This window comes from Methylobacterium brachiatum, assembly GCF_020523825.1.
Taxonomy (GTDB): Bacteria; Pseudomonadota; Alphaproteobacteria; order Rhizobiales; family Beijerinckiaceae; genus Methylobacterium; species Methylobacterium brachiatum.
In genome coordinates this window covers 1-10,060 of the sequence record NZ_JAJALK010000036.1, presented here as the reverse complement: position 1 = coordinate 10,060, position 10,060 = coordinate 1, and the positions used below count along the sequence as shown (strand labels likewise).

Here is a 10,060-nt window from a genome sequence, read left to right as displayed (position 1 = left end):
CAGACGGAGAAAAGCTCCTCGCCCGCACCGGTCGGCGGGCTTAGCGTACGTTTTCGACCATCCTCTCACCGGGCCCCTAAAACGCTCTCTGACGGCGCATTCTGCGGCAGATTTAGCCGTGAACTTGGGGCCGGCTTTCCGCCGCGAAGCCAGCCGACACAAGCACTTAGCCCAAAGCACCCCCGCCCCGGCACAGCGTGCGGCACTGGCCTTTGGGCCAATTCTGGGGCCAGCTTTCCCGTGCACTTGCAATGATTGCAAGGACTTAGCGGCGGCGTCCACGATGGGAGACGCCATCGACCTGTGCGAGGGCCAGCCGGAATTTGGGGCTGCACTTCCGAGGTGAAGCCTGCAATTCCAGAGCGTTAGGCGGTCAGCTGCGCGGCAGCCTGCCCGGCCGCCTTGGCCAGGTCCATCTCCAGCTGGGTTGGCGCGGCGTGGGTGTAGTGATAGCGGCGTGACTTCTTCCAGCCCGAACCGGTGATCTCCTCACGCCATTCCTTCAGGCCGCCGGCAGCAACCATGTCGTTGAAGGCCTGCCGGCAGTCCTTGCGGAACTGGGCCCGGGTCGCGCTGGTCTCCTTGTCCGACCAGAGATCCCGGCCGGCGAGCTGGGCGAGGCGCTCCTCATCGATCCAAGCAAAGGCCGGCTGGCTGTCGATGAACGGCCAGAACGTTTTGGCGTGGTCGCCCTTGAGGCGGAACTGCACGTCGGCGTTGATGCTGACCAGGTGGGCCTTCTCGATCATCTGCAGCACACTCGGGCCGTAGCGGACTGTGACGCTGCTATCGAGCTGGGCCCCTTCCCAGCTGACCTCGGTGATCAGTGGCGCAGCGCTGCCGCGGCTGTCCGGCAGGGCCCCGATCGAGCGGGATTTTTTGATCTTGTCGAGTTCGTCCAGGGAGCGGCCCTCATGGATTAGCACGCTGACCTGCTGGATCTCCTGGAACACGTGCACGAGGCTCAGGAGGTTGTTCACGTGCTCGGTGCGGCCCATCACGCGGATCAGCTCGCGCCAGCTCGTGCGCGTCTCGTAATAGGTCCGCATGGGCGGGATGAACGTGCCCGGCCGGTAGTCCGGGTTGGGCATGGAGACCTTTTCGCGCTTGAGGCGGAACAGGGCGTAGATCGCGTCGCGGTGCTGGCTGCCCAGCTCGCGCCCCCTTACCTCCACGACCGAGTAGCCCGGCACCTCGTAGACGCGGGTGAAATTGCTGTCGGTGATTAAGTTGACCTTGCGCGGTACGAAGGCCGAGGTCCGGGCCAGGCGGTCCGGCATCACGGCCGGGTTGCGCCGGCCGCGCCGGTTCTTGAGTGTCCGCTCGCGGCGCGCGAGGCGCTGCTGTTCTTCAGGCGTGAGTGGGCGTCCGGTGGTCATGGCTGCGACTCAAGCTAGGGCATGACGGGAACAGTGGCACCAAAATTCGGGAACAGCAGCCCCAAATTTCTGCTCACTGTTGCAGCAGCCCGTATGCGGCCTGTCGCCAATCCAGACGGTTTACGGCTTACGGTTTACCGCAAGCCGTTTGCCGCCCCTTACTTCTCGGAAAACTCCGCCAGCGACGGCTGGCCGTATTTGGCCAGGACCATGTCGAGGCCTTCGCGCAGGTAGCTGTTCAGGTCGCGATCGTGCTCGATGCACATCAGGCGCAGGCGCTTGCTAGCGGCCGGCGGCACGTAGACCGTGAGCTTGGCTTCCTGCGGCTTGCCCGGACGGGCGGCTGACGCAGACGGGTGCTGCACGACCTCGGCGGTGTCCTGGGCAGCGGGTTGGCTGTGGCCGCTGAGGGCGACCTCAAGCGACGCGGGTTTCTTGGCCATGCTGTTTTCCTTCCATGCGGTTGAGCGCCCACTGCAGCAGCTCGCGCACTTCGGCGGCGGCCTTGCTGGTGGTGTCGCGTTCTGTGACCCCCTGCCCTGTCGCCAGCGCGTCCATGTGGTCGGCGCGCATGGCGAGCGGCGTGTTCGCCACCGCCCCGGACAGCTGCAGGACGCGGAACGCGTCGCTGGTGCGGATCGAGCGGCCCGGCGGGCACTGGTTGAGGACGTAGGAGAACGGTTTGCCGAGGCGGGTGATGCTGCGCACGGTCGGCGCGGCAGCCTCGATGTCGGCGATGCTCGGCCGGGCCGGGATCAGGCACAGGTTGGCGACCTGGATCGCGGCGGTGGCTGCCGGGGTGTCGACGCCGGGTGTGTCGATGATCACGAGCTGGACGCCCTGCTTCTTCAGGATACCCATGGCGGCCTCAAGCTGGCCGGCCTGCAGGGCGTTGACCTCCGGCCCGCCGGTGCCTTCGCGGCGCTCGTACCAGTTCTTGGCGGTGCCCTGCGGATCGAGGTCGATGATCGAGGTCTTGATCCCCCGCTCCTCAGCCGCGACGGCCAGGGAGACGGCCAGGCTACTTTTTCCGGTGCCGCCCTTCTGGGTGACAAATGCGATGACGTTCATGGCGGCATCCTTTCGGGGGCGAGCCTAAACGGCAAGCGGTTAACAGCAAACTGCACGCGGTAAGCGGCAAGCGGTGTGCCCTATGCGGCACACGGTAAGCGGCATGCCGTTTACGGTAAATTCTGCAGCGAGGCCAGTTCACCGCAGGGTCGATGATCTGGGGAGGACGCTCACAGCGCAACGATCGCCGCCACTTACCGCAAACGGCATACGGTAAGACTGTCAAAACAGGAGCTTGATGGCTTCGGCCGCAACAATGAAGGCCGTGGAGTTGACCACTGCGGCTGCGGCATACCGCATGCGGTAAGCGGCAGCTCTATTCGTACTCGATCCCGGCCTGGGTCACGAAGTTGTTCCAAAGCCGTTCGGCGGCCTGCTCCGGCGTGACCTTCTCGTCGCGGGAACGGCCCAGTCCGTCGATCATCGCGTTCAGGAACAGGTTGTAGTCGTCTGCTTCGACGCTCATCCACCCGTTCGACGTGCCGTCGTCGGCATGCGGCTGATAGACGAAGGAGAGGTCGCCCACATGCATGCGGCCGCCGCGGGCGTGGCGGACCGTGATGTGCGCCTCGCCGTTGCGCATCAGGGCGCGGTTGACCACCGTGCAGGTGAACGCGTTCGGGCCCATCAACTCGAACCGCGCACGGATCTGGTCGCTGGCCTCGTGCAGCTCGGCGCAGGCGTTTTGGAAGTAGGTCTGGATCGTCCTGAAGGCGGCCTCGGCATACTCGGCCTTCTGGATCGCATCGAACTGCTGCTTGACACGCACGCGACGAGTTGTGCCGGTCGCCGTCGCGCCAGTGCCCTCAGCCGCCACGTCCGGTCCGGGGGAGGCGGTGGCGGCCAGCGCCCGGCGGATCCCCTCCACGGCATTGAGGTAGGCGGTGTTCTCGTTGGTCCACTCGGACACCGGCTTGCCGTCCTTGGGCAGGACGAGGATCTGGCTGAACGGCGAATTGAGCCAGTCGCACGGCTCAAGGATCACAGCCACGATGCGCAGGCGTCCCTCCGCCTGCAGCTGCAGCGCCCGCTGGAATTCCTTCTCGTAGCAGTAGTTAGAGTTCAGGTAATCGGGCTGACCAACGCGATGAACAGGCTGCTCTGGTCGAGCGCTGCGCTGATCGTCTGGCCGACGTTGTCACCGGGGATGATCGCGTGATCCGACCAGGCCTGCAGGCGGCCGTCCCGGCGGAGCATGGCCAGGTGCTTGTGCAGACGCTCCAGGTGCTTCTCGTCGGCGTGGGCGTAGGAGATGAAGGCGTTGTTCGGCATCGGAGACAGCGCCTCCGGGCGTGATCGGGTTGAGCTGCTCTCCCTCTAACGGTCTTGGCAGCTCAGCAGACCAATGGTCAGGCTAGGCGTCCGTTCCATCTTTGTTCAACGTCACCGTTTGCGGTGAACGGCTTACCGTAAACCGTGTACGGCATGCGGCAACGCGAGCGTTTTGGCAGAAACCTGCCGTTCGGGCAGGCAGCGGCAGGGACTCGCTAAGCCGCTCGGGTGTACCGAAGAGCCAGCAGCCTGTCAGAGCGGGCTTGATTGGTAACATATACGGTACTATAGTGAATGGAGATCAGGGAGTTTCTGGACACCCGCGGAGGGAGTCCGTTCGCCAGCTGGTTCGATGATCTGGACGCCCAGGCGGCGGCTAAGGTCACGGTGGCGCTGACGCGGATGGAGCGCGGCAATCTCGCGAACGCCAAGGGGGTCGGGGGAGGGGTCCAGGAGTTCCGGATCGACTGGGGTCCTGGCTACCGGCTGTATTTCGGCCGGGACGGGGACACGCTGATCATCCTGCTGTGTGGCGGCACCAAGCGCCGGCAGCAGGACGACATCGCCGAGGCGCAGGCGCACTGGGCGGAGTACAAACGACGTAAGAAGGAGGAGGGGTGATGGCCCTGACCCGCAGCTTCAAGGACACCGTGAAGGCGCGCGCTGAGCGCGACCCGGCGTTCCGTGACGCCCTGCTGACTGAGGCGGTCGACCAGTTTTTGGCCGGCGACCTCGATACCGGCAAGGCGGTCCTCCGCGACTACATCAACGCGACGATCGGCTTCGAGCGCCTCGCCGCTGAAACCGGCTCCTCGTCCAAGAGCCTGATGCGCATGCTCAGCCCGACCGGCAATCCCACAGCCAGCAACCTTTTCAGCGTCCTGAGCACGGTGCAGAAGGCTGCGGGCGTGCATCTGGGTGTTGCCGCAAGCCGTTAACGGCAAACCGTTTACCGCAAGCGGTACCGTGGACCGTCATTTTCTCCGGAGCCGCCGTGCTCAGAGCAGGGAGAACGGCATCATGCTGCTTGTCGGGGAAGAGATTGGCATTTAAGAGCAGCCTCCCGGACAGAAAAAAGGCCACCCCGCGTTGAGACGGAGGGCGGCCCGAAGTCTAGGGAGGAAACGCCCAAGAAGGGCTAGCCGCTGCGCGACGCCATCGCACAACCGCTGAGAAACAAACTACACCCTGCGCCGCAGCAAACAAGCCCCGTCGCTTTCGCAACGCAACAAATGCGTTCGTTTGCGAACCTGAGTGTGCGGCAGAACACGCCGACAGGCGAGGTCACTTACGCCGGCTCACTCCTCCGCCAGCCGCCTGAGCCCATCCCGTTCCTGGATCAGGCCGGCGTACATGCGCAGGAACTGCTGCTCTTCATCGCCCTGCAGGGGCGCTTGGGTGATTGAGAACGCCCGCCCGCGAAGCACGTCGAGCAGTTGAAAGCGCTCAGGTGGGATCTCCGGCAGGGCCTGGCCAAGCAGCCATAAGCCCAGTTTGGCAGCATCGGCGCTTAGCTCCGGGGCTTCCGCGAAGTACGGATAAACGTAGTGGTGGCTCCCTGAGCCGTCCGTGATCGACAGGATGCTCTCGACCTTGACCATTGACGCCAGGCCCGGGATCTCGAACCGGGTTCGCTGAGAGGGGCCAAGCTGGAACGGCTCGTTCGTGCGCCGGCGGTACGTCGACCACCACCTCAGGAAGCCATCCCGCAGTAACGGATAGAGGCGCTGGCGGTTACGGTTGCTAGCCACCCGCTCGGCGGTACTCTCGTGGAGATCCTGCGTGCCGAAGACATGGGCCCGCGCATCCGCCCAGAACCCAGCATAGAAGTCGCCGCCCTCGTCGGCGGCGCCGGCCGCCTTGGCGCGGTCCTGTCGAATGATCCCCCGCAGTTCCGCGCGGCGCCGGTTGGGCGTGGCAAAGCCGATCTTGAGCAGCTTGCGCAGTGAAATGCTTTCGAGCGGCATCCTGGCCCTCCGGCAACCCCCGGACGCAATCTAAGGATGAGCCGCCGCTAGTTCACATACTTTAAGCTGAGCCGTCGCAATAGGTGTGGAGAACTAGATCTCAGCTGACCAGAACCTGGTACTGAAATTGTTGAGGTTGCCTTGGCCGTCTGTCTTGACCACAAATCTCGCTGGTATTGCGGCGGGGTCTTTACCCTCTCGCAGGTAGTCGCGCACGTGCTGACAGGCGCCGTCCGTTAGGCTTTTCCAGGCATCGTAACGATCATTCTGCTCCTGCTCGCGGATCTTGGCAGCAGTTGGCTTGCGTTTTGGCGGCAGAGTATAGACAGGGTGCGGCCGGACAGAGTGGGTGAACTCGATACTGCCACGGATCCACTCGTCATCTACTGCCTTGCGCCAGCGGTAATGCACCACAAAGCTTAGCCGGTCAGAGAACGACAGCGGCGGCGAGAGTAGGTCATCCACGAAGAAGAATTGGCCTTCCGCAGCCTCGGCCATCATCCGATGCTTCATCTGCTCTACGGCAGCAGACAACCGGTCACCACTTCGACGCGCCCGCTCGCCAGTTTCTTGGCGCCTGCGATCGGCTTTAGCTTCCCGGTAAGCGGTCAGGTCCCGCTGGAAGTTGCAGTACTGCTGGGACACGTAGGGGCCGCAGGAGGTTAGCGGCAGGCCATAAAGGGGAGTGGCCTGCTCATGATCGAGTGCCTGTTCGATCAGCCTGTCCAGCTCGCGCCCATCAATCCGTGCAAGGGCCCGTTGCTCTTCCGCAGTCAGATTGATGATGCCCATGTGGCAAACGCCCTTGTCGCTCAGTGCCCGAGCGAACTGACAAACCGCTGCCAGAGATATTCTGCGGTTTGCTCGGGCGACATGTTGTTCAGATCAAACTGCTTCTCGAACGAGAAATGTCCCATGGCCATAATGGCTCTGAAAGCAAGCTGCCCACCCTCTGCGAGCGAGATGATCTCGTTGCAGGAGTTGTCAGAGTGAACACGTCCCTCGGCATAGCAGATACCATCCGATGACAACATCCCGCCCTGCCAGATCCGGCAGATGCATTTGCTTTTTCCATCAAGGAACAGCTCGGCTCGAAAATCCGTGTTCGTCACTAACTGGAAATCCGTCTGGATCCTCGACTCCTCCTGCTCGACCTGCTGCAGGTTTGCCTCGAACACGTTTTTGATCGTGTTGAACCCGTTGGTGATGAACCGACGCCGGTCGATGTCCGAAGGTGCGCGGTTTAGGTTGGGGAGCAGTCGTGAGGCCGGACGAGCCTGAGCAGCGGCAGCTGGGGTCGTTGGCCCCGGGAAGTCCTTCGGCGGCACGGCTGCAGCGCCCGGGTACGGCGGGGGACTGGAAGGCTTGGCGCGCTTGCGCTCCACGCCCTGCAGCAGCAGTTGCCTGGCGGTGGCTTCGTCCTGACCGAAGATGCGGATCTGAACGATCTGCGGCAGCAGCCCCTTGGGTTCGCAGCTGCGGACCATCACCGGAACCAGCCGCCGATCCTGGCCTTGTGGGTCCTGCGCGAAAGCGGCCGCCCATTCCGGTGAGGCAAACTGCGATTTCAGGTAATCCGGAGAGAGAACCATGATGGTGCGATCGGCTTCGGCTGCCGCACGCTGCATCTCCAACACGAAGTTGCTGCCTGGGCGGAAGTCCCACGCCTGAATAACGACGCTGAACCCGTTATCCTCAAGCGCATAGCCGATCCACTCGGCCCATTTAACGTCAGCAGAAGTATAGCTTATAAAGAAATCCGTCATGAATGGCCGACCCTACCAAAAATCACTGCCAAGTTAATGTCGATGTTGGTCTTTGGTTCAACGCTCCGGCAGTCAAAAGCTAAGCTTCACAGGTAGCGAAACGGATACGGTCCTAGAAACAGGTCTCCGGCGGCCTTACGCAGACGATAGGTGAACCAGCGCTGGCGCTGATGCTCCTCCCGGTCATGCAGGATGTGGCAGCGCTGGCAAAGCGCCTTGAGGTTCGAGGGCGCGTTGTTGCCCGGGTCGTGATCCAGGTGGGCACAGGCCAGATACACCCGGGTCGTATAGCGCGGTGTGTCGGCCGGCAGGGTCTCCGGCGGTGCCAGCTTCAGCTTGCGACCCTTGCCACTCCGCCAGACCTGCGCCGCGTTATCCCACCAGCGCCCGTCGCCCAGGTGGCAGACCAGCTGGCCGTGGGGGCGGCCGCAGCCTTCGCAACAGCCCTTGGCCCGCTCGAAGCGGACCACCTGGGAAAGCTGCACCCAGTCGATAGGGTAGAAAAAGCGGTTTTCCGGGCGGATCGGCATGGGTCAGCCCTTCACAGCCTGGCTGCGCGTCCGCGCCTGCGGGAAGTAGGTATAGAAGGTCATCCGGCTGACCCCGAGGCGCTTGGCGATCTCGGCGATCGAGATGTTGCCGGCGGCGAGCAGAGCACGCCCCACCTCCAGATCTCCCTCGGACAGCGCCTTGCGCCGGCCGCCCTTGCGCCCGCGGGCGACGGCGGCCTTGAGGCCTTCCATCGTGCGCTCACGGTTAAGGTCGAGAAAATACTCGGCCATGGCGCCGTGCATCTGCAGGGCGAAGCGGCCGTGGGCGGTCGCGCTGTCGAACTGCTCGGTCAGGCTGCGGAAATGGATCTCCTTTAGCCGCAGCCCGTCGATCGTTCGCATCATCTCGACGAGGGAGCGGCCGAGGCGGTCGAGCTTCCAGACCACCAGCTGATCGGTCGGACGCAGGTAGGCGAGGGCGGCCTCGAACTCGGGCCGCTTGGTGCCGGCCTTGCCGCTCTTCTTTTCCTCGAAGATTTTTTCGCAGCCGGCCTTCAGCAGGGCATCGCGCTGCAGATCCAGGTTCTGGTCGAGGGTGGACACACGCGCGTAGCCGACAAGCATGTCAGGATAGTCCCACAGGGACGTTTTTCTGACAATAGTTTTCCTGACATATTTTCCTTACACAAACGTGGCCGTTTTAGGGTGCCGGGGAGGGGTTCGGCCTGCATGTAAGGAAAACGGTCGTTTTCTCGACATTGATAAAAGGCGGACCGAATGGCGTCTTAAAGTAATCTCGAATACAATCAATTTTTTCAGCTAATCATGCTCAGTAAATTTTGGGCAGAAATAAGATAGATCTCACAAATCGAAGCATGATTGTTTTATTTAATAATCGATGTGGTCAAATTCGCTTCAATATCTCTATCTGCTAAATCAATTGCGGCTGTCTGTCGAATGTCACACCGAGAGATCCGGCAAGACAGGCCCGCGCTCTGCTGACGCGGCTCTTGACAGTGCCGATTTGGCAGCCAAGCCTGTCACATTCTTCTTCATGATAGCGGCCTCCGCGCCCCAGGAGCGAAATTCGCACTCGACACGTATAGGGTATCCCCCTATATTACAGGCAGGCAGAAGCCGCCGATGTCCCATATCGTCAAGCAGAAGTCTAAGCTCCTCGCCCGCGTTCGCCGGATCAAAGGACAGGCGGAAGCCGTCGAGCGCGCCCTGGAAGCCGAACTCGGCTGCACGGACGTGTTGATGCTGGTCGCCTCGATGCGCGGAGCCATCAACGGCCTCACCGCTGAACTCATGGAAGATCACATCCGCCATCACGTCGTGAACCGGGACAATGAACCGGATGCCGATCGCGCCCAGGGCGCGGCCGACCTGATCGAGGCGGTGCGGACCTATCTGAAATAGCGAAAGCCGCCCTATGACCTCACCGACCGACCTGCTCCAGCAGGGGGCCGCGCATGCGTGGCTGTTCGTGCCCAGCGCGATCCTGCTCGGCGCCCTGCACGGGCTGGAGCCGGGTCACTCGAAGACGATGATGGCGGCCTTCATCATCGCGGTCAGGGGTACGGTCACCCAGGCCATCCTGCTGGGCCTGGCGGCGACGCTGTCGCACACGGCGGTCGTGTGGGTCATCGCGCTCGGCGGTCAGTACCTCGGGAAGGAGTGGGGCGGTGTGGCGTCGGAGCCGTACTTCCAGCTTGCCTCGGCGGTCATCATCGTGGGCATCGCGCTCTGGATGGCGTGGCGGACGTGGCGCGAGCAGCGCCATGAGCACGACCATCACGGGCACGATCACAACCACCACGGCGAGGCCAAGTTCATCCCGACCAAGTCCGGCGTGCTGACGCTGGAAGTCTTCGAGGATGGCGTACCACCGCGTTGGCGTGTGCGTAGCGAGCGCAGTCCGCTCCCAGACGCCAAGGCGCTCACGATCGAGACTCTGCGCCCGGACGGCACCCGGCAGACGTTCGGGTTCCTCACCGCCCATGACTATCTCGAAAGCTTGGAAGAGATCCCTGAGTGTAGCGGCGCGCAATCGAACTGTGGCGGAGGCGCAATCGAGGGCGTTTTCCGGCGCACGATCGGTGAGACTGGAG

14 protein-coding genes are annotated in these 10,060 nt (G+C 63.0%); 4 read left to right on the top strand and 10 right to left on the bottom strand.

Annotated elements, in window-relative coordinates; translation table 11 throughout:
- Positions 1 to 365: 365 nt before the first annotated feature.
- The 5 genes from LGR69_RS31490 to LGR69_RS31470 all read right to left on the bottom strand — a co-directional run bounded on the left by LGR69_RS31490 (position 366) and on the right by LGR69_RS31470 (position 3,722).
- Positions 366 to 1,379: a hypothetical protein gene (locus LGR69_RS31490; RefSeq protein WP_230368561.1), complete on the bottom strand. Its 1,014-nt coding sequence runs from the start codon at positions 1,377 to 1,379 to the stop codon at positions 366 to 368.
- A 158-nt stretch (positions 1,380 to 1,537) separates the two neighbouring features.
- Entirely contained in the window at positions 1,538 to 1,822 is a 285-nt protein-coding gene (locus tag LGR69_RS31485) for a ribbon-helix-helix domain-containing protein (RefSeq protein ID WP_230368560.1), read from the bottom strand.
- Positions 1,797 to 2,450: a ParA family protein gene (locus LGR69_RS31480; protein WP_209650990.1), complete on the bottom strand. Its 654-nt coding sequence runs from the start codon at positions 2,448 to 2,450 to the stop codon at positions 1,797 to 1,799. Before LGR69_RS31480 ends, LGR69_RS31485 begins: the two co-directional genes overlap by 26 nt.
- 316 nt (positions 2,451 to 2,766) lie before the next feature.
- The gene (locus LGR69_RS31475) at positions 2,767 to 3,441 is read right to left on the bottom strand and encodes a toll/interleukin-1 receptor domain-containing protein (protein ID WP_230368559.1); all 675 of its coding nucleotides are present in this window, start codon (positions 3,439 to 3,441) and stop codon (positions 2,767 to 2,769) included.
- Between the two features lie 71 nt (positions 3,442 to 3,512).
- The gene (locus LGR69_RS31470; RefSeq protein ID WP_230368558.1) at positions 3,513 to 3,722 is read right to left on the bottom strand and encodes a toll/interleukin-1 receptor domain-containing protein; all 210 of its coding nucleotides are present in this window, start codon (positions 3,720 to 3,722) and stop codon (positions 3,513 to 3,515) included.
- 294 nt (positions 3,723 to 4,016) lie between these two features.
- Between LGR69_RS31470 and LGR69_RS31465 the strand changes: the two genes are divergently transcribed.
- The gene (locus LGR69_RS31465; protein ID WP_230368557.1) at positions 4,017 to 4,343 is read left to right on the top strand and encodes a type II toxin-antitoxin system RelE/ParE family toxin; all 327 of its coding nucleotides are present in this window, start codon (positions 4,017 to 4,019) and stop codon (positions 4,341 to 4,343) included.
- Positions 4,343 to 4,660, top strand: a complete 318-nt coding sequence (locus LGR69_RS31460; RefSeq protein WP_012340181.1) for a helix-turn-helix domain-containing transcriptional regulator — start codon at positions 4,343 to 4,345, stop codon at positions 4,658 to 4,660. Before LGR69_RS31465 ends, LGR69_RS31460 begins: the two co-directional genes overlap by 1 nt.
- 360 nt (positions 4,661 to 5,020) lie before the next feature.
- Here LGR69_RS31460 and LGR69_RS31455 read toward each other — a convergent pair whose 3' ends face one another.
- The 5 genes from LGR69_RS31455 to LGR69_RS31435 form a co-directional block, all read right to left on the bottom strand.
- On the bottom strand, positions 5,021 to 5,689 hold the full coding sequence (locus LGR69_RS31455) for a hypothetical protein (RefSeq protein ID WP_230368556.1): 669 nt from the start codon (positions 5,687 to 5,689) through the stop codon (positions 5,021 to 5,023).
- A gap of 93 nt (positions 5,690 to 5,782) precedes the next feature.
- Positions 5,783 to 6,481, bottom strand: a complete 699-nt coding sequence (locus LGR69_RS31450) for a hypothetical protein (protein WP_230368555.1) — start codon at positions 6,479 to 6,481, stop codon at positions 5,783 to 5,785.
- A 20-nt stretch (positions 6,482 to 6,501) separates the two neighbouring features.
- Positions 6,502 to 7,455: a toll/interleukin-1 receptor domain-containing protein gene (locus tag LGR69_RS31445; protein ID WP_230368554.1), complete on the bottom strand. Its 954-nt coding sequence runs from the start codon at positions 7,453 to 7,455 to the stop codon at positions 6,502 to 6,504.
- A gap of 86 nt (positions 7,456 to 7,541) precedes the next feature.
- The gene (locus LGR69_RS31440) at positions 7,542 to 7,985 is read right to left on the bottom strand and encodes a hypothetical protein (protein ID WP_230368553.1); all 444 of its coding nucleotides are present in this window, start codon (positions 7,983 to 7,985) and stop codon (positions 7,542 to 7,544) included.
- Positions 7,986 to 7,988: 3 nt separating this feature from the next.
- Positions 7,989 to 8,570: a recombinase family protein gene (locus LGR69_RS31435; protein ID WP_230368552.1), complete on the bottom strand. Its 582-nt coding sequence runs from the start codon at positions 8,568 to 8,570 to the stop codon at positions 7,989 to 7,991.
- Positions 8,571 to 9,089: 519 nt separating this feature from the next.
- On the opposite strand from LGR69_RS31435, the gene LGR69_RS31430 reads away from it, so the two are divergent.
- Both LGR69_RS31430 and LGR69_RS31425 read left to right on the top strand, forming a co-directional pair.
- Positions 9,090 to 9,368: a metal/formaldehyde-sensitive transcriptional repressor gene (locus tag LGR69_RS31430; RefSeq protein ID WP_230368551.1), complete on the top strand. Its 279-nt coding sequence runs from the start codon at positions 9,090 to 9,092 to the stop codon at positions 9,366 to 9,368.
- A 13-nt stretch (positions 9,369 to 9,381) separates the two neighbouring features.
- Positions 9,382 to 10,060: nickel/cobalt efflux transporter (locus LGR69_RS31425; RefSeq protein WP_230368550.1), on the top strand; the 679-nt coding region annotated here is incomplete at its 3' end.